This window comes from Halomonas sp. 328, from assembly GCF_015645095.1.
Lineage (GTDB): Bacteria > Pseudomonadota > Gammaproteobacteria > Pseudomonadales > Halomonadaceae > Bisbaumannia.
Genome location: NZ_JADOTW010000031.1, coordinates 1 through 25,402 on the forward strand (window position 1 = coordinate 1; position 25,402 = coordinate 25,402).

At 69.3% G+C, this 25,402-nt stretch carries 24 protein-coding genes; 14 read left to right on the forward strand and 10 right to left on the reverse strand.

The annotated features are described in order from the left end of the window. A partial coding sequence (locus IHD13_RS14845; RefSeq protein ID WP_195861810.1) for a hypothetical protein occupies nucleotides 1–958 on the forward strand: 958 nt, incomplete at its 5' end. Between the two features lie 25 nt (nucleotides 959–983). Further along, nucleotides 984–1,340, forward strand: a complete 357-nt coding sequence (locus IHD13_RS14850) for a hypothetical protein (RefSeq protein ID WP_195861811.1) — start codon at nucleotides 984–986, stop codon at nucleotides 1,338–1,340. On the opposite strand, the gene IHD13_RS14855 is transcribed toward IHD13_RS14850, so the two are convergent. Genes IHD13_RS14855 through IHD13_RS14865 form a run of 3 tightly spaced genes read right to left on the reverse strand, consistent with a single transcriptional unit; the run spans nucleotide 1,309 to nucleotide 6,210 of the window. Beyond that, the gene (locus tag IHD13_RS14855; RefSeq protein WP_195861812.1) at nucleotides 1,309–1,632 is read right to left on the reverse strand and encodes a DUF503 domain-containing protein; all 324 of its coding nucleotides are present in this window, start codon (nucleotides 1,630–1,632) and stop codon (nucleotides 1,309–1,311) included. The two genes, IHD13_RS14850 and IHD13_RS14855, sit on opposite strands and share 32 nt — an antisense overlap. Nucleotides 1,633–1,666: 34 nt before the next feature. Beyond that, the gene (locus IHD13_RS14860; RefSeq protein ID WP_195861813.1) at nucleotides 1,667–4,963 is read right to left on the reverse strand and encodes an AAA family ATPase; all 3,297 of its coding nucleotides are present in this window, start codon (nucleotides 4,961–4,963) and stop codon (nucleotides 1,667–1,669) included. Further along, nucleotides 4,960–6,210, reverse strand: a complete 1,251-nt coding sequence (locus tag IHD13_RS14865; protein ID WP_195861814.1) for an exonuclease SbcCD subunit D C-terminal domain-containing protein — start codon at nucleotides 6,208–6,210, stop codon at nucleotides 4,960–4,962. Before IHD13_RS14865 ends, IHD13_RS14860 begins: the two co-directional genes overlap by 4 nt. Before the next feature lie 338 nt (nucleotides 6,211–6,548). Between IHD13_RS14865 and IHD13_RS14870 the strand changes: the two genes are divergently transcribed. After that, the gene (locus IHD13_RS14870) at nucleotides 6,549–6,998 is read left to right on the forward strand and encodes a DUF1499 domain-containing protein (protein ID WP_230086351.1); all 450 of its coding nucleotides are present in this window, start codon (nucleotides 6,549–6,551) and stop codon (nucleotides 6,996–6,998) included. 15 nt (nucleotides 6,999–7,013) lie between these two features. After that, nucleotides 7,014–7,703 (forward strand): deoxyribonuclease V, encoded by a 690-nt coding sequence (gene nfi / locus IHD13_RS14875; RefSeq protein ID WP_195861815.1) that lies wholly within the window; start codon nucleotides 7,014–7,016, stop codon nucleotides 7,701–7,703. A 24-nt stretch (nucleotides 7,704–7,727) separates the two neighbouring features. Here nfi and IHD13_RS14880 read toward each other — a convergent pair whose 3' ends face one another. Continuing rightward, the gene (locus IHD13_RS14880) at nucleotides 7,728–8,612 is read right to left on the reverse strand and encodes an aldo/keto reductase (RefSeq protein WP_195861816.1); all 885 of its coding nucleotides are present in this window, start codon (nucleotides 8,610–8,612) and stop codon (nucleotides 7,728–7,730) included. A 127-nt stretch (nucleotides 8,613–8,739) separates the two neighbouring features. Between IHD13_RS14880 and IHD13_RS14885 the strand changes: the two genes are divergently transcribed. After that, nucleotides 8,740–9,291, forward strand: a complete 552-nt coding sequence (locus IHD13_RS14885) for a DUF1415 domain-containing protein (protein ID WP_195861817.1) — start codon at nucleotides 8,740–8,742, stop codon at nucleotides 9,289–9,291. Between the two features lie 97 nt (nucleotides 9,292–9,388). On the opposite strand, the gene IHD13_RS14890 is transcribed toward IHD13_RS14885, so the two are convergent. Together IHD13_RS14890 and IHD13_RS14895 are read right to left on the reverse strand one after the other, a co-directional pair. After that, complete coding sequence (locus IHD13_RS14890; protein WP_195861818.1) at nucleotides 9,389–10,078, reverse strand: gamma-glutamyl-gamma-aminobutyrate hydrolase family protein; 690 nt, start codon at nucleotides 10,076–10,078, stop codon at nucleotides 9,389–9,391. Next, a complete protein-coding gene (locus IHD13_RS14895; RefSeq protein WP_195861850.1) occupies nucleotides 10,075–11,079 on the reverse strand; it encodes an amidoligase family protein in 1,005 nt (334 codons plus the stop codon). Before IHD13_RS14895 ends, IHD13_RS14890 begins: the two co-directional genes overlap by 4 nt. A gap of 143 nt (nucleotides 11,080–11,222) precedes the next feature. Here IHD13_RS14895 and IHD13_RS14900 point away from each other — a divergent pair, with 143 nt between their 5' ends. The 4 genes from IHD13_RS14900 to IHD13_RS14915 all read left to right on the forward strand — a co-directional run bounded on the left by IHD13_RS14900 (nucleotide 11,223) and on the right by IHD13_RS14915 (nucleotide 16,854). Further along, nucleotides 11,223–13,547, forward strand: a complete 2,325-nt coding sequence (locus IHD13_RS14900; protein WP_195861819.1) for a mechanosensitive ion channel family protein — start codon at nucleotides 11,223–11,225, stop codon at nucleotides 13,545–13,547. 381 nt (nucleotides 13,548–13,928) lie between these two features. Beyond that, nucleotides 13,929–14,708, forward strand: coding sequence for a ThuA domain-containing protein (locus IHD13_RS14905; protein ID WP_195861820.1), 780 nt, complete (start codon nucleotides 13,929–13,931; stop codon nucleotides 14,706–14,708). After that, on the forward strand, nucleotides 14,708–15,754 hold the full coding sequence (locus IHD13_RS14910; protein WP_230086352.1) for a Gfo/Idh/MocA family protein: 1,047 nt from the start codon (nucleotides 14,708–14,710) through the stop codon (nucleotides 15,752–15,754). The genes IHD13_RS14905 and IHD13_RS14910 overlap by 1 nt, the downstream gene beginning before the upstream one ends. 128 nt (nucleotides 15,755–15,882) lie before the next feature. Continuing rightward, complete coding sequence (locus tag IHD13_RS14915; RefSeq protein WP_195861822.1) at nucleotides 15,883–16,854, forward strand: LacI family DNA-binding transcriptional regulator; 972 nt, start codon at nucleotides 15,883–15,885, stop codon at nucleotides 16,852–16,854. Nucleotides 16,855–16,870: 16 nt separating this feature from the next. On the opposite strand, the gene IHD13_RS14920 is transcribed toward IHD13_RS14915, so the two are convergent. Beyond that, complete coding sequence (locus IHD13_RS14920) at nucleotides 16,871–17,287, reverse strand: hypothetical protein (RefSeq protein WP_195861823.1); 417 nt, start codon at nucleotides 17,285–17,287, stop codon at nucleotides 16,871–16,873. Continuing rightward, nucleotides 17,287–18,210 carry a J domain-containing protein gene (locus IHD13_RS18480; protein ID WP_195861824.1) on the reverse strand — a complete coding sequence of 308 codons (924 nt, stop codon included), beginning with the start codon at nucleotides 18,208–18,210 and terminating at the stop codon, nucleotides 17,287–17,289. Before IHD13_RS18480 ends, IHD13_RS14920 begins: the two co-directional genes overlap by 1 nt. 311 nt (nucleotides 18,211–18,521) lie before the next feature. On the opposite strand from IHD13_RS18480, the gene IHD13_RS14930 reads away from it, so the two are divergent. The 3 genes from IHD13_RS14930 to IHD13_RS14940 are packed head-to-tail and all read left to right on the forward strand — an operon-like array spanning nucleotide 18,522 to nucleotide 20,868. Beyond that, on the forward strand, nucleotides 18,522–19,268 hold the full coding sequence (locus IHD13_RS14930; protein WP_195861825.1) for a DUF1190 domain-containing protein: 747 nt from the start codon (nucleotides 18,522–18,524) through the stop codon (nucleotides 19,266–19,268). 32 nt (nucleotides 19,269–19,300) lie between these two features. After that, entirely contained in the window at nucleotides 19,301–20,179 is an 879-nt protein-coding gene (locus tag IHD13_RS14935) for a hypothetical protein (RefSeq protein ID WP_195861826.1), read from the forward strand. After that, entirely contained in the window at nucleotides 20,164–20,868 is a 705-nt protein-coding gene (locus IHD13_RS14940; RefSeq protein WP_195861827.1) for a hypothetical protein, read from the forward strand. Before IHD13_RS14935 ends, IHD13_RS14940 begins: the two co-directional genes overlap by 16 nt. Here the strand turns inward: IHD13_RS14940 and IHD13_RS14945 are convergent. After that, nucleotides 20,855–22,018, reverse strand: coding sequence for a glutathionylspermidine synthase family protein (locus IHD13_RS14945; protein WP_195861828.1), 1,164 nt, complete (start codon nucleotides 22,016–22,018; stop codon nucleotides 20,855–20,857). The two genes, IHD13_RS14940 and IHD13_RS14945, sit on opposite strands and share 14 nt — an antisense overlap. Nucleotides 22,019–22,165: 147 nt before the next feature. On the opposite strand from IHD13_RS14945, the gene IHD13_RS14950 reads away from it, so the two are divergent. After that, the gene (locus tag IHD13_RS14950; protein WP_195861829.1) at nucleotides 22,166–23,581 is read left to right on the forward strand and encodes a hypothetical protein; all 1,416 of its coding nucleotides are present in this window, start codon (nucleotides 22,166–22,168) and stop codon (nucleotides 23,579–23,581) included. A 44-nt stretch (nucleotides 23,582–23,625) separates the two neighbouring features. Beyond that, the gene (locus IHD13_RS14955; RefSeq protein WP_195861830.1) at nucleotides 23,626–24,042 is read left to right on the forward strand and encodes a glutaredoxin family protein; all 417 of its coding nucleotides are present in this window, start codon (nucleotides 23,626–23,628) and stop codon (nucleotides 24,040–24,042) included. An 89-nt stretch (nucleotides 24,043–24,131) separates the two neighbouring features. Here IHD13_RS14955 and IHD13_RS14960 read toward each other — a convergent pair whose 3' ends face one another. Beyond that, nucleotides 24,132–25,397 (reverse strand): NupC/NupG family nucleoside CNT transporter, encoded by a 1,266-nt coding sequence (locus IHD13_RS14960; RefSeq protein ID WP_195861831.1) that lies wholly within the window; start codon nucleotides 25,395–25,397, stop codon nucleotides 24,132–24,134. Between the last annotated feature and the right edge of the window lie 5 nt (nucleotides 25,398–25,402).

Here is a 25,402-nt window from a genome sequence, read left to right on the forward strand (position 1 = left end):
CTCTACCTCCTGTCCATGTGGAGGTCATATCCTGGGCCAGTTCAGGGGGCAAATTCCACACCCAACGACGAAGAGCCTGAAAAAGCGCATTACCGCGGCGTTCCCGATCAACCGCGATCTGTATCGCTATGGCCAGGTGAGTGCCTATTTCGCCAAGGCGGAAGCCGTCGTCGATCAGCTTGCAGAACAGGCGCCGCAGGTTTCTGCGGAGCAGTGCCTGCCCCTGGTAGACTACGCGCTGTCACGCCTGGGCCGGGCGTTGGAAACCATCGATGACTCCGGCGGTTTCCGCTACCACTGCGAAGGGACCCTGCAGAGGCTGCATGTCCAGGCCGTGGCGCGGCTCGACTGGCCCGCCGAGACGCTGGCGGCCTATCTCTATGACAAGGCGTTCGGCGATCACTATGACTTCTATCCAGAGATTCCCGGTGCCTATGCCGAGGCCCTGGGTAGCGAGGGGCGGGAGGCCTACCATGCCTGCCTGCAGCAGGCCTGGGATGCCTTGCCGAGCCTGTCCCCTGGCGCCGACTGGTCGGAGCAGTACCGCTACCTGCGCCTGCGTGGTCCCTTGCTCGAGCGCGCCGAAGCGTGCGGTGACTTTCCCGCCATCCTGGCGCTACACCAGAAGAGCGCTATCAAGGCTCAGGATTATTTGGAAATCGCCGAGCTGTGCATGGCCCACGACGCCTGGGAGCAGGTGGAAACCTGGCTGGCCCAGGCGGCCAAGGTCGAGGACAAACGTTACCCTCACTGCCGTCTCGAGCGGGAACGCTTGCGGGTACGCCTGTTGCTGCATCGCGGCGAGGGCGAGGTGGCAGTGGAGCTCTCAGTGGCAGATTTACCAGGCGACGCAGCGGCTGGAGGATTACCGCCACCTGTTGGCATTGGCCGAGGAGCATGGCCTGGCCACCGATTACCGCCAGCGTGTCCACGGTTGGTTGGCTGCCAGGCTCGATGAGGCGCCCAAGAGCCGCTGGACCGTTGTGCCCCAGGCGGTGAATAGCCTGCTGGAGATCTATCTCTTCGAGCAGCGCCTGGCCGATGCCCTGGCACTGTGCACCGACAGGCCGGTGGCCGGAGGGCTGCTATTGAATCTGGCGCGGGCCCTGAATGAGCCCCATGACAGCTTACCGCTCTATCTGCGCCTGGTGCGCACGCTCGTCCATAACACCAATAACCAGAGCTACCGGGAAGGGATCGCCCTGTTGCAGGAGCTGCATGGCACCCTGGCAACGACGGCCCATCGGCAGGCCTTCGCCCAGGCCCTGATTGAGCTGCGTAGAGAGTTCAAGGCCAAGCGCAACTTCATCAAGTGGCTGAATGAGGCCTTCGCACCATAAGCGCTGGTCGCGACAGCAGTTCCCGGGTCGTCGCCATGACCCGCCCGCCCACGCCGCGCTGGATCTTGTCTTCGATCTCCGCGAGCAGCGACTCCACCTTTTGCGGTGTCGTGGCCGCGGCCACGACGGTCCGCTCGCTGGCTTCCAGGCGAACCCGGTCGCCGCTCTCGCAGACCGCTATCGCCGGGTGGCGGCCGAAGCGTTCATGGAGGCCACCCATGCGCTGGCGCTTCTCCTTGAGGGAGCGACAGCCGGGCAGCGAGAGTCGCAGGGTCAGGATACCGATATGCATGGTGTCGCCTCCGTAGCCTTGTGAATCCTGCTGTCTAGACGCCCACTAGCCGGGCGCGGCTGGTGCCGTTGCCCAGCGGTGCTACCTGAATCTGCACCGGGATGCGTTCGTGCATCTCCTGCACATGGGAGATCACCCCGACCCGGCGGCCCAGGGCCTGGAGGCCGTCCAGGGCCTCCATGGCCAGGGCCAGGGACTGGGGATCGAGGCTGCCGAAGCCCTCGTCGATAAACAGCGACTCGATGGTGAGCTCTCCGGAGGCCAGGGAGGCGAGGCCGAGGGCCAGGGCCAGGGAGACCAGGAAGGTCTCGCCGCCGGAGAGGGAGTGTACCGAGCGGGTCTCGTCGCCCATGTCGTGATCCACCACCAGCAGGCCCAGTTCGCTGCCGCCGCGAATCAGGCGGTAGCGGCGGCTCAGGCTGCCCAGGTGGGCATTGGCGTGCTCCAGCAGCTGCTCCAGGTTGTAGGCCTGGGCGATGCGCCGGAAGGCCTTGCCGTCGGCGGAACCGATCAATTCGCTGATCTGCCCCCAGCGGCGATACTCGGCGCGGGCCGCCTCCAGCTCGGCCTGGCCCTCGCGCTGGCGGGCACGCTTGCGGTCATCGTCATTCAGGGCATAGACGGCGGCATCGCGGGCCTGCTGGGCCTCCTGCACCCGGGGCACCAGGATATCCTGCGCCTCGGTTAATGCCTCGCCCTGCCGGGCCAATTCGGCGTCCCAGGTCGCGGCCAGCAGGGCCTCTTCCTCGGCCTCCGGGGCGACTTCACGGCGCTGGGCCAGCAGTTGCTGGCGGCGCTCGGTGAGGGTGGCGGCGGCCTGCTGGCGGTGGCGCTCGGCCTCGTCCAGGGCCTGCTCCTGGGCCCTGGCCTCGTCCTCGGACTGGGCCAGCAGGCGGGCCAGGGTGGCGTCGTCCAGCTCGGGATGCCCCCGCCGCCAGGCGCTCAGCTCCTGAGTCAGCTGCTCCTGCTCCCGGCGCAGTTGGGCCAGGCGCTCGGCCTCGTGTTCCCGCCGCTGGGCCAGGCGCTGGCATGCCTGCTCGGCGGCGTGGTGGTGAGTGAGGGCGGTGTCCCGCGCCTGGGTGGCCTGGGCCTGTTGCTGCTCCAGCTGCTGTTGCCAGGCATCGGCGCTGGGGTAATCGCCCAGGCGGGCGCGCAGCTCGGTATCGAGGCGTTCCTGTGCCTGGTGCAGGGGAGGCAGCTGGGCCTCCAGCTTGGCCAGCTCCTGGTCGAGGCCCTGGCGCCGGGTCTCGAGCCGGGTTGACTCGATCTCGCCCCGGCGCAGTCGTTCATCGATGGGGGCCAGGGCGCGTTCGGCCTCGGCGAAGACGGCCAGCGCCTCGGCCTGTCGATCACGCTCGTCTTCGCTGGCCTGTTGCTGGGACGTTAGCCAGGCATCCCGGGCTTCGACGGCGATGGCGGCCAGCTCCTCCCATAGCGGCTCTGCCTCCAGCGCCTGGTTGGCCGCCGCCAGGCGCCGTTCGGCCGCCGCCAGGCCGTTGGCCAACTGCTTCAGGGCACGTTCCGCCATGCGGTAGTCGCCCACCCGTTCCTGGTGCTGGCGTTGCGCCTGGTCGAGCCGCTCCCGGGCCTCGCCCAACTGGCGCTCCTCTTCGGTTTCCTGGGCGGCGAGCTGGGCGGCCTCGGGGCTGGCGGGAGGGCGTTGGCGGTAGGGGTGGTCGAGGCCGCCGCACACCGGACAGGGCTGCTCCTCCGCCAGGGTCTCGCGGAGCCGGGCCACGCTCTCGCTGCGTACCGCCCGCTGCCGCTCGATCAGGACCGAGACGCTGTTCAGGTGGGACTGGGCATGGTCCAGCCGTTCGCGGGCGGCATGGCCCTCCGCGAGCAGGGTTTCGCGGCGCCGGGTCTCTTCCTGGCGTTGCCGGACGAGCTCCTGACGCTGGTGCTCGGCGCGCTGGCTCTCCTGCCAGCGGCTGGCCAGTTCCCCCAGGGCGAGCCGGCGGCGGGCGGCCCGGTCATGGCGCTCCTGAACCGCTCGGCGGGCGGCATCACGATCGTCATGATCGCCCAGCAGGCGGGTCAGGGTGGCCTGCCAGCGGTCGCGTTCTTGCACCAGCTGTTGCTGGGCGTCGAGCTGCTCCTGGCGGCGGGTCGCGAGTTGCGTCGCTTCGGCCTGCCGTTCCCGACGGGTCCGGGTCAGCGTCGCCAGCTCCTGCTCCAGGCCGGCCAGTTGCTGGGCCTGCTCACGGGCGATACGTAATTCGGGCTCGGCGGCCTGGCGGGACGCCAGGGCCGCCGCCAGCGATGCCTTGGCCTGGTCGAGGGTAGCGGCGGTGTGCTGCCGCTTGGTCTCGGCCTCGGTCAGGGCCTGCTGGGTCTCGGCCTGGTCGGCCTCGAGGGTGGCGAGCTCTTGGGGCAGGGCGGCCTGGCGTGCCAGGGCATGGCGCTGGGGGGCGAGCAGGCGCCGCCACTCCCGCTCGGCGCGGGCGGAGCCCAAGGCCTGCCAGTGTCGCTCGGCTTCTTGCTGCTGCGCCAGGCCCTGGCGGTAGGCCTCACTCAGGCGCCGCTCCGTGGCATGCCACTGGCGGCGCCGTTCCAGCGCCGTGGCCTCCCGATTGAGCTCGGCGAGGCGGGATTCGGCCGCCTTGGCCGCCTGTTCCAGCTCGGCCCGGGCCTCGGCCTCGGCGGGCAGGTCGTCGGCGAGCCGGGCCTCCCGTTCGGTCACGGCCTTGCGGGCCTCGCTGGCACGGCGGTAGGCGGCGATGGAGATCCGCGAATACTCGGCGGTACCGGTGAGGCGTTCCAGCAGGTCGCTGCGCTCGTTGTCGTCGGCCTTGAGGAAGGCGGCGAACTCGCTCTGGGCCAGCAGCACGGCGCGGGTGAACTGGTCGAAGGTCAGCCCCAGCCGCTGGGGCAGCAGCTCGGCGAACTCGCGCTTCTGGGTGGTCAGCAGTCGATCGTCGTCCAGGTCGGTGAGCGACTGCTCTACCGCCTGCAGCCGCCCCCCGGCCTTCTCACGGGCGCGGCGCACCGCCCAGCGGGCCCGGTAGCGACGGCCGTCGCGGCCCAGGAAGTCGACCTCGGCATGGCCGCTGGCACAACCCCGGCGCAGCAGGGTGCGGGGGTCGGCGGTGCCGACCGTCTCGCCCTCCACGTCGGGCAGCGGCGCCTCCCGGCCGGGGGCCTGGCGCAGCCGAGGGGTATTGCCATAGAGGGCCAGGCAGAGGGCATCGAGCAAGGTGCTCTTGCCCGCCCCAGTCGGGCCGGTGATGGCGAAGAGGCCGGCGTCGCGCAGCGGCGACTCGGTGAAGTCGAGCTCCAGGGGGCCGGGCAGGGAGGCCAGGTTCTGCAGGCGCAGGGCGAGGATTCTCATGGCGTTTCCTCCCCGTCGAGGACGTCCTGGCGCAGGCGATCGAAGTCGGCCATTACCGCCGCATCCGGCGGGGCGTCCCAGTGGCGCTCCCAGGTACGCTGGAAGAGTTGGCGCGGGCCCAGGGAGGCGAGGTCGACCCGGGCCGCGCCCGGTTGGTCATCGCCTCGAGGCAGGCGTCGCTCCAGGCGCAGCAGGCGCAGTGCCTGGCCCTCCAGGGCGGCATCGACACGCGCGCGCAGGTCGGGGACCGGAGCCTCCAATTCCACCCGCACCTCCAGCCAGGGCCACTGCTCCTGGGGCAGGGCCGGGTCCTGGGGCAGGGTCTCCAGCTCGGCCAGCACCGTCTCGAGGGAGGCGGGGCCGACCCGGTGCATGGCCACCGGGCGGGGAATCGGCAGGCTCTCCACGCCGGCCAGCGCGGCGCCGGCCAGGGTCACCTCCACCACCTGGTGAGGGTAGCTCACCTCGCTGAAGTCCAGGGGCAGGGGGCTGCCGCTATAGCGGATGCGCGCTTCACCCACCCGCTGGGGGCGGTGCAGGTGGCCGAGGGCCACATAGGCGATCTCGGCGGGGAAGAGGGTGGCGGAGAGGGACTCCTCGCCGCCGATCACGATGGGTCGCTCGCTGGCCTCGGAGACGGCGGCGCCATGCAGGTGGGCATGGCTCATGGCGACCAGGGCCTGATCCGGCTGGCGTTGTCTCAGGGCGGCGTCGAAGAGCTGGCGATGTACCCGCTCGATTCCTCCCACATAGTCGTTGCCGGCCTCCTCGGCGGGATCCGCCGCCAGGCCGCCGCCGGTGACCTCGGCGGGGCGCAGGAAGGGGAGTGCCAGGCACCAGGCGCGTATCTCCCCCGTGGCATCGGTGAGCGGTACCAGCAGGCGTTCGGCGTCCAGGTGGCCGTCGTCGAGCCAGCGCACCCGGCCGACGGCATGGGTGCGCAAGCGCTTCATCAGCGGTGCCGGCAGCTCGATGCGGTTGCCGCTGTCGTGGTTGCCGGCGATCAGCACCATGTCCAGGGTCGGCAGCCGCTCGTGGGCTTCGACGATAAAGTCGTAGAGCAGCTCCTGGGCGCGCAGCGAGGGATTGACCACGTCGAAGAGGTCGCCGGCCACCAGCAGGGCGTCGGCCTGGCGCTCCACCAGGGTGTCGAGCAGCCAGGTGAGGAAGGCGCGATGCTCCGCATGGCGCTCCTGGCCATGGAAGGTCTGGCCGAGATGCCAGTCCGAGGTGTGAATCAGCTTCACGGCAAGGGTCCTTGTTCTCCCTGGGCGCGGGTGCGTTGACCGTCGCGCCGTCCATCCAGGCGGGTCGCGAGGCGCTGACCCGAGGGGGTCATCTTGCCATGCCAGGCTAGGGCTGTCGTCGCCGGTGCCGGGACCGACTCGGGCCGTTGACGGACCCGGCTTGCAGTGGCCGGGGGAGTGGCGTTGACTGGGATAGACCAAGGTCGAAAAAGCCAGGGGCAAGGAGCTCGGATCGTCGCAAGACTTGACACGGAAAGGTTTATGGAAAATATTTTCACATAAGGTTCCGGGAGAGGGCCGATGGCAGGAGCGATGCCTCTGCCGACCACGACACCACCATGATGCGCAGCCCACTGCGCGAGGAGGCCTCGATGCTGACCAACCCACTGACCAGCAAGCGCCCGGAAGAGATCGGCGTTCATCAGGGGCGCCTGGCGGCCTGTTCCCCCACCCGCAACAGCGTCTCCAGCCAGGCCGAGGACGCGGCCCACTATATCGATCCCCTGGAGCCGGGTGAGCGTTGCCCCGCCGAGATGATGCGTCGCCTCAAGACCGCCCTGATGGGCTGCGAGGAGGCGGAGGTGATCACCGCCAGCGACACCTACCTGCATGCCGAATGTCACTCGGCCCTGGGCTTCGTCGATGACCTGGAACTGCTGTGGAGCGAGGAAGAGGGCGTCTGTCATGTGCGCAGTGCCTCGCGGCTGGGCATCAGCGACCTGGGCAAGAATCGCGCCCGGGTCGAGAAGCTGCGCATGCTGCTGGAGGGCTGGGGCTTCTGCGAATAAGTCATCGGTCGATCCATGGGTAGAACGCCCCTGCACGACTGGTCGCTGACGCCTCGCCAGGCCATCGCCCTGCAGCGCCAATTGGCCGTGGACGTCGAGCGCCACGACCGCCTGGATGCGGTGACCCATATCGCCGGCGTCGATATCGGCTTCGAGGAGGGGGGCGCCATCACCCGGGCCGCTGTGGTGGTACTGGCCTGGTCGCCCGAGGCCCCCGCCCCGGGACTGACCCTGGTCGAACGGGTCCTGCACCGGGAGCCCACCCGCTGGCCCTATGTCCCGGGCCTGCTCTCCTTTCGCGAGGTGCCCGCCGCCCTCGGTGCCTTCGCCCGCCTGACGATTCGCCCGCAACTGGTGATAGTGGATGGTCAGGGCATCGCCCATCCGCGTCGCCTCGGCGTGGCCTCCCACCTGGGATTGTGGCTCGACCTGCCGACCATCGGCGTGGCCAAGTCGCGGCTCTGTGGGCGTCATCACGAGGTGGGGCCCGAGCGCGGCGATTGGGCAGCCCTGATCGACGGCGACGAGCCCCTCGGCGTAGTGCTGCGTTCCCGGGCCGGGGTCAAGCCGATCTATGTCTCCCCGGGGCACCGCCTGGGCATCGGCACGGCCCGCGACTGGGTGGTGCGCTGCCTGGGCAGGACCAAGCTCCCCGAGCCCACCCGCCTGGCCGATCGCCTCGCCTCCCGGCGAGGCGAGCTCTGACTTCCCGATTCCCGGATCCCGTTCTTAGACGATATCCAGCGGTAACTTGCGCGTCGGTGCCGGGAAGGCCGCCTCCAGGCGCGCCAGGGCTTCGTCGCCGAGGGCGATATCCAGCGCCCTGGCGTTCTGCTCCACATGCTCCGGCTGCACCGCCTTGGGAATGGCGATCACCTCGCGGCGGCCGTTTTCGGCGCGAATCGCCCAGGCCAGCAGCACCTGGGCGGGGGTGATGCCCAGCTCGCCGGCGACCTCCAGCAGGGCCGGCTGGCTCAGCAGGTCGCGACGCAGGCGCCCGGCCTGAGCCAGGGGGCAGTAGGCCATCACCGGCATGTTGCGCTCGCGCATCCAGGGGCGCAGGGCATGGTCGATGCCCCGGGAGCCCAGGTGGTAGAGCACCTGGTTGACGGCGCAGGCCTCACCGCCGGGCAGGCCATGGAAGGCGGCCAGCTCGTCCACGTCGAAGTTGGAGACCCCGAAGCGACGGATCTTGCCCGCCTCCTGCAACCGCTGGAAGGCCTCCAGGGTCTCCTCCAGGGGAATCGAACCGGGCCAGTGCAGCAGGTAGAGGTCCAGGTAGTCGGTGCCCAGGCGCCGGAGGCTGCGCTCGCAGGCGGCGATGGCGCTGTCACGGCCGGCGTTCCAGGGGTAGACCTTGGAGACCAGGAAGGCCTGGTCGCGGCGTCCCAGCAGGGCCTCGCCCACCACTTCCTCGGCGCCGCCCTCGGCATACATCTCGGCGGTATCGATCAGCGACAGGCCCAGCTCCAGCCCCTGCTGCAGGGCGCGCACCTCGTCGCGGCGCGGGGCCAGCCCCTCGCCCATGAACCAGGTGCCCTGGCCGATGGCTGGCAGATCGACGGTGGTCTGGTCGGTGCCGGCCGGCAGGGTGACATGGGGACGTGTGCTCATCGTGGCCTCCGGAGCTCGCTATTATATCGTGGAATGCATTTCTACAATTATGCTCGACCAGGCGAGGGCGGAATGCAAGATGCGCTAGGGGTATACTGCCTGCCCGCCCACCGTTCGAGCCCTTGCCATGACCGCCTCCGACGCCTGCCTCGCCGCCACTCGCACCTGGGTGGAGACCTTCGTGGTCGCCGAGAACCTCTGCCCCTTCGCCAATCGCGAGGTGCAGCGGGGCAGTATCGACTACCGAGTGATCGATGGTGGCGACTGGCCCCAGGCCCTGGCGGCGCTGATCGCCGCCTGCCGTGAGCTCGAGGCGAGGCCCGATATCGAGACCTGCCTGCTGGTGATTCCCGAGGGCCTCGAGGCCTTCGACGACTACCTGGACTTCCTGGGCCTGGCCGAGACCCTGATGAGTGATCAGGGCTACGAGGGTATCTTCCAGCTGGCCAGCTTCCACCCGGACTACTGTTTCGCCGATGCCGAACCGGAGGATCCCGCCAACTACACCAACCGCTCCCCCTGGCCGATGCTGCACCTGCTGCGGGAGGCGAGCCTGGAGCAGGCCCTGGCCGCCTACCCGGATCCCGAGGCGATTCCCGAGCGCAATATGGAACGGCTCAGGGCGATCGGCGGTGAGCCGCTGGCCCGGGCCCTGGCGGCGTTGCGCCGGAACCCTTAAGTCTGCGCCTGCCAGGCATCCTGGTTTGGAGAGAGCGGCGGCCCGCCGCCCCGTGCTTTGGAGGCCAAATTGACGGCCTTGCGAGACATGGGGTGACTCAGGTCTGCGCCTGCCAGGCCTCCTGATGACGGCGAGCCGCATCCACCAGGGCGCGAATTAGTCGCTGCTGGGGGCGGTTGAAGATCAGCCATTCCGGATGCCACTGCACGCCGATCAGGAAGTCGTGGTGGGCGGATTCGATGCCCTGGACCAGCCCCTCCCGATCCCGGGCCACGATCTCGATCCCCTGGCCCGTTTGCTGCACCGCCTGGTGGTGGAGGCTGTTGATGCGGCACCAGCTCACCTCGAGGATGCGGTGCAGCTGGCTGCCGCCGACGATATCCACCGTCTTGCGGGGCAGCACGGTGCGGCGTCGTTTGAGACCCTGATGGGTGGTGTAGATGTCGCTATCCAGGGTGCCGCCCTGATAGACGTTGATCATCTGGGCGCCGCGGCAGATGCCCAGCACCGGGCAGCCCTGGGGAATGAAACGCGCCAGCAGCGCCAGCTCCAGCTCGTCCCGCTGCGGGTCGACCCGCACGTCCAGCTGCATCTCGCCGCCATAGAGGTGCGCCTCGATATCGTCGCCGCCGCCGATGATCAGCCCATCCAGGGCCTCTGGTACCGGTCGCGACGGCGACAGGCGCAGTGGCCGGCCGCCGTGGCGCCACACCGCCAGCCAGTCGAAGAACCAGGCGATGCGGCTCTTGTGATCCGAGGTGGTGATGCCGATGCGGGGGCGGGTCATTCGTCCATCCAGCCGCGCAGCTTGTCGAGCCAGCGAGTCATCGGCGACTGGCGGTGATGGGCCACGAAGGCGGCGGCCCGCTCGGCCAGCAGCGTTTCGTCGGCGGCCAGGCGCTCCACCTCCAGCCAGCGGTTCCACTCCTCCACGGCGCCCCAGCCGGGGCGCGAGAGCTGGGCATTGGGCAGGCGGTAATGGAAGGTGGGCCTTGGCTTGACCAGGTCGCCACTCAGCAGGGGGCTGGGGTGCTCGGGGCAGAGGTGGGCGAAGAGCGGAAAGAGGTCCAGCTCCCGGTTGCGGGTGGGGTTATCCACCAGGTAGTCGTCGATCAGGGTGGTCAGGTCCGGCGCGTAGTCCGGATCGAGCACCTTGAGGGCGTACTCCTTGGGGAAGGGGTTGGCGTGGGGCAGCACCTCCCGGGTGATATCGATATCGATATCCTGGCGCAGCCACTCCGCCAGCAGCAGGTAGGCGCGCAGGTGTGCCAGCAGGGCGGTGACCGAAGTATCGGCCAGCTCCGGGTTGAGATGCAGGCCGAAGCCGTAGAGCAGACTGGCATCGGTGCCCTTGGCGCCCTGGGTGCGCAGCCCCTCGAAGAGGGCATCCAGCTCGCCCAGTTCCGCCCAGGGCACCGGCGGGCAGACCACCTCGGTGGGCACCAGTCCGGCCACCACGTCGCCGATCAGCTCCCGGGTGCGGTGATGGAGGTCGAGGCGCAGCTGATGGCGCAGTTGCTCCCACTCGCTGTTGCCCTTGGGAGCACGGTCGGTGACCTTGGCGTCCGGGTGGGCATACTTGGCATCCAGCTCGATGGTGAAGTCGCCCCAGCGGGCCCCCTCCACCTTGAGGCGGTGGGGGCTGACCGGTCGCGGGGTACCGCCGAACCGCTCGACCACCAGCTCGGCGGCCTGGGCCGGGGCGATGCCGGCGAACTCGATCTCTACCCCGACACGGCGGGGCCGGCCCTCTGGGGTGATGGGGTGTGGGGGGGCTTGCGGCTCCATCATGGGGGGACTCCTCGTGACCTCACCTGCCTCGGATTCCGAGCCTACCATAGTCGCCGGGTTCGTCATCACCGCCGGTGGTTTTCCCGGGCCGGCGGGTCCATTACTCTTGCCGCATACCCTTGCCCGTTTCGGAGTCGCCCATGTCTCGCCCCCCTGTTGCCCGCTTGTTGCTGCCACTGCTGGGGGGCTGGCTGCTGTGCCTGATGCTGCTGTCGCTGGCCGGGCCGGCCCAGGGGCAGGGCCTGACCCTGCCGGGGCTGGCCGGCGAGTCCGCCACGTCCGAGGGCGCCGATCCGGAGGCCCTGCGGCGCTCCCTGGACGAGGTGATCGCCACCCTGGAGGATGGCCAGCGGCGAGGCGACCTGCTGGAGCGGCTCAAGGAGCTGCGCGAGGCCACCACGCAACTGGAGCGGCCCGGCGGCGAGCTGCCCCGCCAGGGCCTGTTGGGGGCCCTGGCGGATACCTTCAGCGACCTGGGTGACCAGGCCGAGGCGGGCCAGTCGCCCCTGGATGCCTGGCAGCAGCAACTGGCCCAGGCCGGCGAGGAGGCCGCCGACCTGGCCCGGGAGGCGAGCCATGCCCAGATCGCCCGCTTCGCCGTCGAGGCGGCGGTGATGTTGGCGATCTGGCTGGCCCTGTTGAGCCTGTGGATGGGCCTGGGGCGCTGGCTGGCGCTGCGTCGAGACTGGCCGCGAACCCTGCCCCGGGAGCCCAAGGCCTGGTTGCTGGGGGTGCATTTCCTGCGCCGGGTGCTGCCCTGGCTGCTGGCCTTCCTGATGGCGCTGGCCCTGGGGCAGGCGCTGGCGCCCAATCCGGGGCGCGACCTGGCCCTGGTGATCGCCTATGTGGCGCTCTGCGGGCGCCTGGTGGCGGCGGCCTGCGAGGTCGTGATCTCGGTGTTCTCCCGGGGGCACCGCTTCGTGGCCGTGCAGCACCTGCGCCAGCGGGCGCTGCGCCGGCTGTTCGTGATCGGCGCCCTGGTGGCCCTGGCCGACGCCCTGGACTCCTCGCGGCTGATCGTGCTGCTGGGGGATGACCTGGCGGGCTTTCTCTCGGTGTCATCCAATGCCCTGGCGGCGCTGCTCAGCGGCTTCTTCGTGGTGCGCTTCAAGCGCCCCATCAAGCACCTGATTCGCAACCGCCCCTACGCCCAGCGTCGCGAAAGCAATACCGCTCAGGAGCTGATTCGGGTCCTCGGAGGCCTCTGGCATATTCCGGCGCTGCTGATGGTGGGGGCCTCGCTGCTGGCGATCTTCGTCTCGGTGGGGGATGCCGGTGGCGCCCTGACCCGGGCCCTGGCCAGCGCGGCGCTGCTGATCCTGACCCTGGTGGTGACCAGCCTGATCCGCCGCCACAGCGAGACGGTGACCCGGCGCAAGCGCATCTCCCAGTACCGCCGGCGCCTGGAGCGCTTCGGCTATGCCCTGGCACATCTGCTCGCCTGGCTGGCCTTCGCCGAGCTCTCCCTGCAGGTGTGGGGCACCTCGCTGATCGGCATCGGCGGCGAGGCGGTGGCCAGCGCACGCATCGGCCAGGCGCTGCTGGCCATCGGTTTCACGGTACTGCTGGCCTGGCTGGCGTGGATCTTCGCCGACACGGCGATCCAGCGGGCCCTGACCTCCTCGGCCCGGGCCCGTGGGCGGCGGGTCAACAACGCCCGGGCCCAGACCATCACGCCGATGATCCGCAATATCATCTTCGCCGCCATCGTGATCATCGCCGCCATCGTCGGCCTGGCCAACCTGGGGGTCAATGTGACGCCGCTGCTGGCCGGTGCCGGGGTGATCGGCCTGGCCATCGGTTTCGGCGCCCAGACCCTGGTGCAGGACCTGATCACCGGGCTCTTTATCCTGATCGAGGATTCCCTGGCCATCGACGACTTCGTCAATCTGGGCGGCCACATGGGCACCGTGGAGGGGCTGACCATTCGCACCGTGCGGCTGCGCGACCTGGATGGCATCGTGCATATCATCCCCTTCAGCCAGATCACCTCCATCCACAACATGTCGCGGCAGTTCGGCATCGCCCTGATGCGTTTGCGCATTCCCCACGAGATGAAGATCGACGACGCCATCGCCCTGGTGCGGGAGGTGGCCGATGACCTGCGCCAGGACCCCATGATGCGCCACCATATCTGGTCGCCCCTGGAGCTGCAGGGGGTGGAGCGCTTCGAGGAGGGCGCCGCGGTGCTGCGCATGCGGATCCGTACCGCCCCGGTGATGCAGTGGGACGTGGCCCGGGCCTTCAACCTGCGCTTCAAGCAGCGCATGGAGGAGGATGGCCGCGATATGGCCATGCCGCGGCTCAGCGTGCAGATGGAGGGCCGCGGCGGGGCTCCCCTGGAGGTCAGCCCGGAGCAGGCCCCCCGCGCCGATGGCCTGGGTCGGGCCCCGGGGGAGGCGGGCAGCGCCGATCCCCTGGGCCAGACCAGTGCCAGCGGCGGTTCGCCGGACCCGGGGCGTTAACCCGAACGAGTCGACCCGGGACGGCGGCAGGCGCCGACCATCCATGCAGATCCAGGCCAGTGCCAGCGGCGGTAGGCGCCGACCATCCATGCAGGGCCAGACCAGTGCCAGCGGCGGTTCGCCGGACCCGGGGCGTTAACCCGACGGCGCCAATCCCTCCCTCCCTCGACTGACTTGTCATTACCCCATACCCCTTGGCCCCGGCCGGCACTCGCCGGCTTGGTCACTGGTTCTTTCGTATCGCTCGTGGCTTGCAAAATTGGGCGAAAGTCGTAGAGAGTAAGCGTTTACGTTCAATCGAGTAAACGTTTACTCTTGGCGTGTCCCCGCGGGGGATTCACCCATCATGCCCGTCAGGGCACGACCAGGAGGAGCCAGTCAATGACGATCAGGGTCACGGTCTGGGGCGAGAACGTCCACGAGCAGACCAACGAGGTAGTCGCACGGATCTATCCCGATGGCATGCATGCCTGCATCGCCACCGCGCTCAACGAGGACGAGGCCATCGAGGCCCGTGCGGTCACCCTGCAGGACCCGGAACACGGCCTCACCGAGGCGGTGCTGGAGCACACCGATGTCCTGCTGTGGTGGGGGCATGCCGCCCATGGCGAGGTGCGCGACGAGATCGTCGACCGGGTCCAGGCTCGGGTACTGCAGGGCATGGGCCTGCTGGTGCTGCACTCCGGCCACTACGCCAAGATCTTCAAGCGGCTGATGGGTACCACCTGCTCGCTGAAGTGGCGCGAGGCCGGCGAGCGTGAGCGACTCTGGGTGGTCAACCCCGGCCATCCCATCGTCCAGGGCCTGGGCGACTACCTCGAGCTGCCCCACACCGAGATGTATGGCGAGCCCTTCGCGGTGCCCAACCCCGACGAGGTGATCTTCATCAGTGCCTACGAGGGGGGCGAGGTGTTCCGCTCCGGCCTGACCTACAAGCGTGGCAACGGCAAGATCTTCTACTTCAGCCCCGGCCACGAGACCTACCCGATCTACTACGACGACCAGGTGCGCCTGGTGCTCAGGAATGCGGTCAAGTGGGCGCGCCCCGAGGGCTCGCGGTGGATCGATAGCTGCCCCAATGTGCCGCCCGACCAGGCGCCCAACCCGGTGGAAGTGAAGGGAGAAAGCCTGCACAAGCCCGGCGAGGAGGGCTTCAAGTGATGCGACTGGCGATCATCGGTGCCGGCAGCATGGCCGGCGAACATGCCAAGCACTTCACGGCCCTCGAGGGCGTCGAGGTGGTGGCGGTGTGCGACCTGGACGGCGACAAGGTACGCGCCTTCGCCGCGGCGCACGGTATCCCCGAGGCCTATACCGACCTCGAGGCGATGCTGGCCCGGGACGATATCGACGCGGTAAGCAACGTCACCCCGGATGGGGTACACAAGGCGACCTCGCTGCTCGCCATCGCCGCCGGCAAGCACATCCTCTGCGAGAAGCCCCTGGCCACCAACCAAGCCGATGCCGAGGCGATGGCCGCGGCGGCCCGCGAGGCCGGGGTGATCAACATGATCAACCTCAGCTACCGCGATGCGCCGGCCATCCAGCATGCCCGGGAGCTGATCGCCGCCGGCGCCATCGGCCGGGTGAGGCACGTGGACGCCAGCTACCGGCAGAGCTGGCTGGTCAGCCATGCCTGGGGGCGCTGGGATCGGGACAGCCAGTGGCTGTGGCGGCTCTCCGAGGAGCACGGCAGCAAGGGGGTGCTGGGCGACGTGGGGGTGCATATCCTCGACTTCGCGAGCTTCCCGGTGGGCGAGATCACCGCGGTCAACTGCAAGCTCAAGTGCTTCGACAAGGCGCCGGGCAATCGTATCGGCGATTATCGGCTCGATGCCAACGACACGGCGCTGATGCGGGTGGAGTTCGCCGGCGGGGCACTGGGGACCCTCCAGGCCACCCGCTGGGCCACCGGCCACCACAATTCCCTGGGCCTGAGCGTCCATGGCGACCGCGGCGCCCTGCGCATCGACCTGGACAAGGCCCGGGACGAGGTGCAGGTGTGCCTGGGCGAGGACGTCCATCCGGCGCGCTGGAGCACCGTGACGGCGCCGCCCACGCCCAGCATCTACCGGCGTTTCGTCGATGGCATCGAAAGCGGCAGCAACGGCCAGCCCGACTTCGCTCGGGGCGCCGAACTGCAGCGGGTGCTCGACGCCTGCTTCGCCTCGGATGCCGAGGATCGCAGCCTGGTCCTGGCCGGCTAGCCCGAGGCCTCCGGCTCGTTGCCGGATTCGATGGCTCGCGCAGGTCGGTGATTTTCGGCACAATCGGCTGCCTGACACAGGGGCGGCGCCCGATCCGGCGCCGTCCGTCCGGGCGATGAGGCAGGGGCATGAGCAGAGAGCCGTCGAAGTCGGCGACCATTCGTGAAATCGCGCGGCGGGCCGGGGTATCCATCGCCTCGGTGAGCCGCGCGCTCAATGGCAAGCCGGGACTCAGCGAGGCACTGCGTGACCGGATCCTGGCGATCAGCCACGAGATCGAGTACCGGCCCAGTGCCGCCGCCCGCCAGTTGATCAGCGGCAAGGGCGCGGTGGTGGGTATCTCGCTGGGGCGCCAGGAGATCGAGCTGCGCCCCTATTACATCCTGCTCTACCAGCACCTGACCCTGGCCCTCCACGAGCAGGGCATGGTGCCGATCTTCTTCGCCCACGACCAGATGGCCTTGCTGCCCGAGCGGGCCGGGGCCGCCATCCTGCTGGGCGAGTTTCCCGATGACTCGCGTCCCGCCTGCCTGCAAGCCTGGGGAATCCCCTTCGTGCGCATCGGCGAGGCGGGCGAGGGCTTCTCGGTGGCGCCGGACGACCGCCATGGCCTCTACCTGGCCACCCGCCACCTGATCGAGGGGGGCCGCCGGCGCATCGCCTTCGTGGGCTGCGAGCTGGGGCTGCCCCATCGCCAGCATCGCCTCGGGGGGTACCAGGCGGCCCTGGCCGAGGCCGGCTTGCCGGAACGGTCGATCAGCGTGCCGCATGTCCATGACGATGCCCTGGCCGGCTATCGCCACCTGATGCGAGTGCTGGCCGAGGCGCCGCCACCCTTCGATGCCCTGGTCTGCGAGACCGATGAGCTGGCGCTGGGTTGCCTGGCGGCCCTGGAGGATCGCGGTATCGAGGTGCCCGGGCAGGTCGCGGTGACCGGCTTCGACGATCTGCCGGTACTGGCCGCCGACCTGACCACGGTACGCCAGGACATCGCCGCCATCGCCGCGACCAGCGTCACCCTGCTGGGCGAGGCCGTGGCCGGCCAGCCGCCGCGGCATGTCTCCGTGCCGGTGGCGCTGGTGGTACGCCGGACCGGCTAGGGGTTGCCTGGCGGCGTCAGCCGAGCAGCCAGTGACAGGTGGCGGCGCCGGCCAGCAGGCCGAGCAGGAAGAGGCCGAGGCCCAGCCCCAGGGCGCGGCCGCGTCGCCAGCGATCATGGGCCAGGGCGGCCTGGCTCAGGCGCCGCATCAGCGCCTCATGGTGGGAGCCGGCCAGGTCGGCGGGGGCGGAGAAGTCGTCGGCCAGGCCATCCCGCCAGTGAGCGCCGTGGGTCAGGCCCAGGCGGGAACGCAGCCGGCCGATATCGCCGAGGGTGGCGTGCAGGGCGTCGTACTCCCGGCGATGCTCGGCCTCGACCAGGACCGCCTCGGCATCGCGCCTGAGGGTGCGGTGCTCGCAGGCGGCGATGGCCCGGCTCAGGGTCTCGCCGTCGCTGTCCGGGGGCACGCCCAGGCGCCGGTAGAGGTCGCGCATCAGGAGACCTCCCGCATCAGGTAGTCATAGGCCTGCTTGATGCGCTGGAAGCGCCGGGAGGCGCTGGCCATCACCGCCTCGCCCTCGGCATGGAAGCGGTCCGGGTGATGGGCCTGGGCCAGGCGGCGGTAGGCGCGGCGAATCTCCTGGCGGCTGGCGCCTTCGGCGAGCCCCAGCACCTGGAGGGCACGGCCCTGGCGCCCGGGGGGCGCGTAATGGCGTGGCCGCTCCTGCTCCTCCCGCCGCCGATGGCCATCCCGCGATTCCCCGTGGCGTTGCTCTTCCCGCTGGCGCCGCCCGTCTTCCTGCCTTTCCCGGCCTTCATGGGTCTTCCCTCGCCCCTCTCTCTTCTTCCCGCTTTCCTCTTTCCTGCGTCTTTCCTCTTCCCGCTGCCGTTCTGCCCGGCGTGCCTGCTCCTCGGCCTGGCGCCGGGCTTCTTCCCGACGGGCGCGCTCCTCGAAGCGGGGCTGCCAGTAGGCGTGGCGGCTGGGGTCGGCGGGCTCCTGCAGCGGGCGCTGGCTGGTGGCTTCATAGAGGGCGGCGAACTCCTGGGGAGGGACCCCCAGCAGGTCGGCCAGAAAGCGCAGCACATGGTGGTTGGCCGGGCTCGGCTCGCCCTGGCCGGCGGCCAGGGCGATGGCCAGGCGCAGGAAGGGGTAGCCGCCGCGGGCCTCCCGCTGCAGCACCTCGGCGGCCAGCTGGATGGCGTCCAGGTCCTGGGCGGCGGCGATCTCCAGCAGCGGCGCCAGGTCATGGCCGTGGCGAAAATCCCGGGTCAGGCTCACCAGCCGGGCGCGCTGATCCTCTCCCACCGGCCCCTGGTTGACCAGCACCCAGCCCAGCAACAGCAGGGCGGCGGTGTCGGCCTGGTGGCGGCTGGTGAGCAACAGCCGCTCGAAGGGCGTGAAGCGGGCGATGGACATAACGGGCTCCGGGGAGGGCGTTAGCCGTGCCGGCAGGCGGCTCGACGGTCGAGGATCACCTGCCGAATATCGGCCGATAGCGGGGGCCCTTTAATCCCGACTCGCACGAAGGATTCGAGGTACGGGCGAGGCAGGATGGGGAAGGGCCCCAGGGGGAGTCTAAGCATCCTTGTCGATGCTGAGAAGGGTGGCAAGATATTAGCTTATTCTACTGTTTGCATGGACAGCCGTCGGCGGCTCGGTTAGCATGCCGGGCCGCCGGCGAAGGGATCTCTCGCCGAGGCGACTGGCAAGACGACAAGGACGTTGGTATGGCCGAATCTTCCCAGGCGGACGGTATCGCTCCGTCCGTCCGCACCCAGAAGCGCGTCTCCCTGCTGACCCTCACCCTGATGGGGGTGGCCCCCGTGGTCATCTATAGCTGGGACCCGCTGCATTCCCAGGTGCACCTTTTCGACTCCGCCGAGGCCTGCGCGCAGGGCAGTGGACTCGACCTGGTGACCTGCGAGGCCCTCGAGTCCGAGGCCCACCGCCGTGGCCTCTCCCAGGCACCCAGCTATGCCCACCTGAACGCCTGCGAGGCGGAGTTTGCTCGTATCCGTCCCGCCTGCGATGGCAACCAATGGTGCGGTGCCGAGAGCGTGATCGGTTGCCGGGTCGGTGAGGATGGCCTGGCCCGCCCCGAGGCCTCGGGGTTCATGGTCGGCGATGCCCTGATCCGGCGACTCGACGGGGAGCCCGGCGAGTCGCTGGCCGACCTCGACGAGTCGCAGCTCCAGCCGGTCTATGGCATGGCGGAGCAGAACCTCAACGGCACCAGCAGCTACATGGCGGGCTGGCACTACTTCACCGCCCGGGGGCATCACCTGGGACCGGGACGCGACGCCCGGCAGGTTCGTCTGCACCATCATTTCCTGAACGCGGGGAGCGGCCCGCACTTCGACCGGCGCTTCGATGCCAGCCGGCTACCGGATCGTTTCTCTGCCTCCCGCAGCAGCGGGGTACGGGGCGGTTTCGGCGGTACCGCCCGCCAGAGCATGGTGAGGGCCACCGGATGAGGCGCCGGCTGTCCTGGCATGGGGGCCTCCTGGTGGTGTTGCTGTCTTTCTCGATGCCACTGGCCGCCGATCGCCTGGAGGCGCGGATCGAGGCCGCCCAGCCGCTGATCGAGTCGCTGCGCCAGCGTTTTCGCGAGGCGCCGGAGACCCTGCCGGTGGTGGGGCTGCGTGGCCATGGGGCGCGTCCCCTGTCGAGCTATCACCAGCGCGGTTGCAGCCTGCCCGAGCTGGCCTACCCGCTGCCGCTACCCACCGCGGTGTCCCACTGCGTGGGGCCGGGGGTCGCCTCGTCGCGCTCCGATCATCCTGAGCAGCGACTCTGGATCGTCTGGGAATATCGCGATGGCGAGTGGCGGAGCGGCCAGGAGATGGCCCGGCAGTGGCGTCAGCGCGGGACCTGGGGATGGCACACCGAGCGCGATACCCGGGCCACTACCCGTGGCGGGCGCGAGCTGGCGTTGCCGATCACCACGGCCAGTGCCGCTCAGTTGCAGGTGCTGGGCGCCCTGTGGCGGCACCTGGCCACGACGCCCCTCGAGGGGCTGGAGACGCTCGACGTCGATTTCCCCGGGGCCTGGCCGCCGGGACTCTCGGCGCTGCATCGGGATGGTCGCCTGCTGCTGCGCGATCATCGCCTGGCGGGGCTGGGCGACTGGCAGGAATGGATGGCGGAGCTGACGCTACCCGACTGGGTCGAGGGGGTCGCCGGCGTCGGCGTGTCGCGGCGCTCGAGTTATGGCGAGCCGCCCATGCCGGCCCTGCTGCTGGCAACCCGGCGCCTGGGCGAGTCGCGCCAGGGGCTGGTGTTGGTCCCCGCGGCCACGCCGCTATCCCGAGACCCGCTCTGGGCCTCCTCGGAGTGGGCCCTGGCCTGGATGGAAATCACGGAGGGCTCATGGAATCGCCGCTGACAATCATTGCCCGAGACGACGAGCGTGGCGAAGGCATCCTCCAGGGGCGGGGGTGGTCGCTGCCGATGGTGACGATCGCCTATGGGGTACCGGTCCTGGTCTGCTTCTTCCTGGGGGGGCAGCAGGCGTTGGGAATCGCGCTCTGGCCGTTGAATAACTTCACCCTGATGCTGCTGGCCTGGAGCCTCATCTGGGGGCTGTTCCTGCTCTGGAGTGGTCGCCATGGCTATTACCGGGACCTCTATCTCTTCCGTCCGGAGGATCATCTGCTGATCCACCTGGGCAGCGGTCGGGTGGAGCCCCTGGTGGGGGCGGAGGCCCGGCGCCTGGTGCATGAGCAGAACGAGATGAACTGGCACCTGGACGTGGGACGGGGTTATCTGGGCAAGCTGGACCGGCGCGCCTTCCGCGAGCACCCGCTCTGGGTGCCCCGATCCGCCAAGGAGGTCCTGCTGCGTCCGGTGGACGGGGGCGCGCTGGCGCTCGTGTTGATCCTGGTGGAACCCATTCTGCTGGCCGCCCTGCTGGCCGGCGAGAGCTTCGTCGTCTTCCTGTCCGGGCACCTGTGGGTCGCCGTCGCCTGGCTGCTGGTCCGCGGCGTCGACTGGTGGTTGCAGTCACAGCTGCCGCGCTGCGCCCGCCGGCTGCTGGAGGAGACGCCGGCGGGCGTGGCGCTCAATCGAGGATGATGTGCGGCACGAAGCGGGAGCTGTCCCGGGTGATGGGGCTGTCATCCTCGCGCACCCCCATGCCCACCGGCTCGCCTCCCACCAGCCAGCTGCCGATGATCGGGTGGCGGCCGCCGACGTCGGGGGGCGGCGTCCAGGCCTGAAGGATCGCCGGGCCCTGGTCATAGGGACCTGGCACCCGGGTGGTAACGCCCGTGGGGGTCTCGATGGCGATATTGGCGCCCTCGCGGGAGAAGAAGGGCTTGCGCACCCAGCGTTCGCCCAGCGGCGCCGAGTCCGGGGCATCGGCGAAGCAGGCGGGAATCAGGTTGGGATGGCCGGGATGGCGCTCCCAGAGCAGGGGCAGGATCGCCTTGTTGGACAGCAGGCTCTTCCAGGCCGGCTCGATAAAGCGGGTGGTCCGCGAGTCGATATGCGCGGCGAAGGGCTCCTGGAATAACCACTCCCAGGGGTAGAGCTTGAAGAGCTGGCGAATGGGGGTGTCATTCAGGTCGATGAAGCCGGCGCCGGGCCGGTGGCCGATGTCGTCGATATAGGTCAGGACCGGTTCGAGGCCGGCCTGGGCGGCGCAGTCGGCCAGGTAGGTGACGGTGCCCATGTCCTCGATATGCTCCGGGCAGCAGGCCAGGTGCAGGGGAGCCTGGCGCTCGCCCAGCATCGCGAGGCGGGCGATCAGGGCCTCCTGGATCCGGTTGTACTGATCGGCATGTGCCGGTAGCCGCCCGGCCTCGCGGCACTGCTCGAGCCAGACCCACTGGAAGAAGGCCGCCTCGTAGAGGGAGGTGGGGGTATCGGCGTTGTACTCGTAGAACCTGGCCGGACCATGCCCGTCGTAGCAGAGGTCCATGCGCCCATAGAGTGCCGGCTCGTCGCGTTTCCAGCTATCGCGCACCAGGGGCCAGAAGGCCTCGGGAATCGCCATCCGGGCGAGCAGCGCCTCGCTGTCGATGGCCTCGGCCACCAGGGCCAGGCACATGGCCTCGAGTTCGGCACTGGGTGCCTCGATATCCTCTTCGACCTGGCGCAGGCTGAAGCGGTAGTAGAGGCTCTCGTCCCAGTAGGGTTCGCCATCCAGGGAGTGGAAGTGAAAGCCGAGGGCCTCCGCCTGGCTGCACCAGTCGTGGCGGGGCGTCGCAAGCATCCGTTGCATGGTCGTATCGTCGATCCGCTGTCCATTAGCTGTCGCGGAATCATACCATGCGTCCGACCGGCGATGCCCTTCCGGGTCGGCGCCGTGGTGGTGTGGGGCCCCTTGGTATAACGTAAGGCTTTCGACGCGGCGTCAGGGAGCGGTGGTGTGATCACACTGGAGCGCAGGGAAGGGTTTCATCTCAAGCTGTCCCGGGTGCTGCGCGAGTCCAGCTCCCACAAGCTCGATCTCTACCTCTTCGTGCCCGCGGAGCTGGACCTCTCGGCGGCGGTGGTCTCGGAGCAGGCCTTCTACCATAACGCCATCCACCTCAGCCGCACCTACTACAGCGACCGCCACCAGCTGCCCCTGGTGCATAGCCGCCTGGCCCGGCGCAACGAGCTGGGCAGCGACCAGTATCGCCTGAGCCTGAGCCTCTATGCCTACCAGTACGTGGTGGCCCTGGAGGGGGCGGTGCGCGAGCTGAAGGCGCGGCTCAAGGAGCGGCGCGGCGACAAGCGCCGCGAGGCCTCGGAGGACGCTATCGAGGCCCTCGAAGCGCGCTTCGAGGAGGTGGTGGCGCTGGCCGTGGATATCCTCAAGCGGCTGCGGCGCAACGTGCCGGAGCGCGAGAGCCTGCTCAAGTACTACACCAATATCGACAATTACCTCTCCTGGTTCACCGAGCAGCGGCTGCTGGAGCTGCTCTGTCAGCTACCCCGGGAGACCGACTATGCCGGGATGCGCCGGCGCCTGGTGGCGGTCTGCGAGGCGGAGGCGGCGCATCGCGAGGCCGAGGAGTACAACTCGCCCCGGGTGGTGGAGGATCCCACCCGGATGTCCAACAAGATGCGCCTGCTGCGCCGCCTGATCGAGTACCCCCTGACCCTGCGCCAGCGCACCCAGGAGCTGGGGGGCGGCGAGCAGAAGGCGGTCAAGGCGCTGGCCACGGCGGTGGTGATGGTCTTCGTCTCCCTGGGGCTGCTGCAGGCTCGGGAGTCCCTGGGCGATATCACCGCCCTCTTCGTGCTGGTGCTGGCGGTGATCTATGCCCTGCGCGAGGTGTTCAAGGATGACCTGCGCAATACCCTGTGGCGGCTGCTGCGCAAGGGGCGCCCCAAGTGGCGGCGCCAGTACCAGGACCCCACCAGCCAGGCGCTGGTGGGGCGCCAGCTGGAGTGGTGCGACTACCAGCGCTACGTGAAGCTGGACGACGAGATCAAGTGGGCGCGCAAGCGCAACGTGGCCCAGCGGGAGGAGGTGGTGCTGCACTACCGCTCCAGCTCGCGGATATCGCCGACCCGCTTCCTGAGCGGCTATGAGCAGGTGCGCGAGACCCTGACCCTGGACCTCAGCCTGGTGGCGCGACTGATGGACAAGGCCAGCCACCTGGTCTACCGCCTGGAGGGGGAGGAGGTGAGTCGCGAACGGGTGGAGCGCCGCCACCTGATCAACCTGGTGACCCGGGAGCGTAGCGGCGACGGCGAGGCGGTGATCCAGCGCTGGAAGATCGTGATGAACCGCTCACGGGTGGTGGATATCGAGGAGGTGACGGTGGTGCCCCGACAGGAGGGGGGGCGATAGGGTATGCTGGCGTGTTATCCACCCTTTCTTGTTACGAGGATGCCATGCGAGTGCTGATCCGCTACTTCTTCCGCACCCTGCGCCTGCTGCTCACGCCGCTGATGCTGCTGGCCGAGAAACTCTCCACCCCCAAGGCGGCGGTGAGCCGCAGTGCCGAGGCCCAGGCCGAGGTGGATCGCCAGTGCCGGTCCCTGGCGCTCTACCAGTTCCGCGCCTGCCCCTTCTGCGTCAAGGTGCGTAAGGAGATGGCCCGCCTGGACCTGAGCATCGAATTGCGCGATGCCCAGCTCGACCCCGACCACCGCCAGGCGCTGCTGGAAGGCGGCGGCCGGGTCAAGGTGCCCTGCCTGCGCATCGAGCAAGCCGATGGCAGCGTCGACTGGCTCTACGAGTCCGATGCGATCAATGCCTGGCTGCGCGAACGCTTCGGCGCGCTGGAAGCCGAGCCCCAGCAGGGCTAAGACGCCCGACATCGAGAGATCGCACCTACGATGTCCATGACAGCACGCCCCCAGGGAAGCTCTCCCCGGGGGCGTGCTGCGTTATCGCTTTAGGCCAGGGCCAGGAAGAAGCCGGCGATCGAGGCCGACATCAGGTTGGAGAGGGTGCCGGCGAGCACCGCCTTGAGGCCGAAGCGGGCGATGTCGTGGCGACGGCTGGGGGCGATGCTGCCCAGGCCGCCGAGCAGGATGGCCACCGAGGAGAGGTTGGCGAAGCCGCACAGGGCGAAGGAGAGGATCGCCATGGTATGGGGCGTCATCGCCTGGCCGGTGGCGGCCACCAGCTGGTCGCCGGAGATATAGGGCGCCAGGTTGATATAGGCGACGAACTCGTTGACCACCAGTTTCTGACCGAGGAAGGAGCCGGCCAGGGTCGCCTCCTCCCAGGGGATACCGAGCAGGAAGGCCAGGGGCGCGAAGAGCCAGCCGAGCAGCAGCTCCAGGCTCAGCGACTCCAGGCCGAACCAGCCGCCCAGGCCGCCGAGCATGCCGTTGATCAGGGCGATCAGGCCGATAAAGGCGAGCAGCATGGCGCCCACATTGGCGGCCAGCTTGAGGCCCGAGGTGGCCCCGGCGGCGGCGGCGTCGAGCACATTGCTGGGCCGCTCCTCCTCCGCCTCGAGGCGCGCCTCGGCGGCGGAGACGCTGTCCTCCGGCGTCTCGGTCTCCGGCATGATCAGCTTGGCGAACAAGAGCCCGCCCGGGGCGGCCATAAAGGAGGCGGCCACCAGGTACTCCATGGGAATGCCCAGCGCCGCATAGCCGGCCAGCACCGAGCCGGCCACCGAGGCCAGGCCGCCGCACATTACCGCGAAGAGCTGCGACGGGGTCATCCGCGCGATAAAGGGACGTACCACCAGGGGCGCCTCGGTCTGGCCGACGAAGATATTGGCGGTGGCCGACAGCGACTCGGTGCGCGAGGTGCCCAGCACCCGCTGCAGGGCGCCACCCAGCAGGCGGATCACCCACTGCATGATGCCCAGGTAGTAGAGCACGGCGATCAGCGAGGAGAAGAAGATGATCACCGGCAAGACCTTGATGGCGAACACGAAGCCGACCCCGCTGGGGTCGGCCAGGCCGCCGAACAGGAAGTCGATGCCGTCGTTGGCATACATGACCACCTGGCTGACCGCGGCGGAGACGGCGGCGAGCATCGTCTGGCCGGCGGGCACATAGAGCACGAAGGCGCCGATGCCGGCCTGGATGGCGAAGGCGCCACCCACGGTGCGCAGGCGGATGGCGCGGCGGTTGGTGGAGAAGATCAGGGCGATGGCGATCAGCGACGCCATGCCGACCAGGCTCATGGTGATTGTCATTGGAG

What these genes read in the sequence shown, in the direction of transcription:
- IHD13_RS14855 (WP_195861812.1), bottom strand. Translation starts at nt 1,632, where the DNA reads ATGCATATCGGTATCCTGACCCTGCGACTCTCGCTGCCCGGCTGTCGC.
- IHD13_RS14860 (WP_195861813.1), bottom strand. Translation starts at nt 4,963, where the DNA reads ATGAGAATCCTCGCCCTGCGCCTGCAGAACCTGGCCTCCCTGCCCGGC.
- IHD13_RS14870 (WP_230086351.1), top strand. Translation starts at nt 6,549, where the DNA reads ATGATGCGCAGCCCACTGCGCGAGGAGGCCTCGATGCTGACCAACCCA.
- nfi (WP_195861815.1), top strand. Translation starts at nt 7,014, where the DNA reads ATGGGTAGAACGCCCCTGCACGACTGGTCGCTGACGCCTCGCCAGGCC.
- IHD13_RS14880 (WP_195861816.1), bottom strand. Translation starts at nt 8,612, where the DNA reads ATGAGCACACGTCCCCATGTCACCCTGCCGGCCGGCACCGACCAGACC.
- IHD13_RS14885 (WP_195861817.1), top strand. Translation starts at nt 8,740, where the DNA reads ATGACCGCCTCCGACGCCTGCCTCGCCGCCACTCGCACCTGGGTGGAG.
- IHD13_RS14890 (WP_195861818.1), bottom strand. Translation starts at nt 10,078, where the DNA reads ATGACCCGCCCCCGCATCGGCATCACCACCTCGGATCACAAGAGCCGC.
- IHD13_RS14895 (WP_195861850.1), bottom strand. Translation starts at nt 11,079, where the DNA reads ATGGAGCCGCAAGCCCCCCCACACCCCATCACCCCAGAGGGCCGGCCC.
- IHD13_RS14900 (WP_195861819.1), top strand. Translation starts at nt 11,223, where the DNA reads ATGTCTCGCCCCCCTGTTGCCCGCTTGTTGCTGCCACTGCTGGGGGGC.
- IHD13_RS14905 (WP_195861820.1), top strand. Translation starts at nt 13,929, where the DNA reads ATGACGATCAGGGTCACGGTCTGGGGCGAGAACGTCCACGAGCAGACC.
- IHD13_RS14910 (WP_230086352.1), top strand. Translation starts at nt 14,708, where the DNA reads ATGCGACTGGCGATCATCGGTGCCGGCAGCATGGCCGGCGAACATGCC.
- IHD13_RS14915 (WP_195861822.1), top strand. Translation starts at nt 15,883, where the DNA reads ATGAGCAGAGAGCCGTCGAAGTCGGCGACCATTCGTGAAATCGCGCGG.
- IHD13_RS14920 (WP_195861823.1), bottom strand. Translation starts at nt 17,287, where the DNA reads ATGCGCGACCTCTACCGGCGCCTGGGCGTGCCCCCGGACAGCGACGGC.
- IHD13_RS18480 (WP_195861824.1), bottom strand. Translation starts at nt 18,210, where the DNA reads ATGTCCATCGCCCGCTTCACGCCCTTCGAGCGGCTGTTGCTCACCAGC.
- IHD13_RS14930 (WP_195861825.1), top strand. Translation starts at nt 18,522, where the DNA reads ATGGCCGAATCTTCCCAGGCGGACGGTATCGCTCCGTCCGTCCGCACC.
- IHD13_RS14940 (WP_195861827.1), top strand. Translation starts at nt 20,164, where the DNA reads ATGGAATCGCCGCTGACAATCATTGCCCGAGACGACGAGCGTGGCGAA.
- IHD13_RS14945 (WP_195861828.1), bottom strand. Translation starts at nt 22,018, where the DNA reads ATGCAACGGATGCTTGCGACGCCCCGCCACGACTGGTGCAGCCAGGCG.
- IHD13_RS14955 (WP_195861830.1), top strand. Translation starts at nt 23,626, where the DNA reads ATGCGAGTGCTGATCCGCTACTTCTTCCGCACCCTGCGCCTGCTGCTC.
- IHD13_RS14960 (WP_195861831.1), bottom strand. Translation starts at nt 25,397, where the DNA reads ATGACAATCACCATGAGCCTGGTCGGCATGGCGTCGCTGATCGCCATC.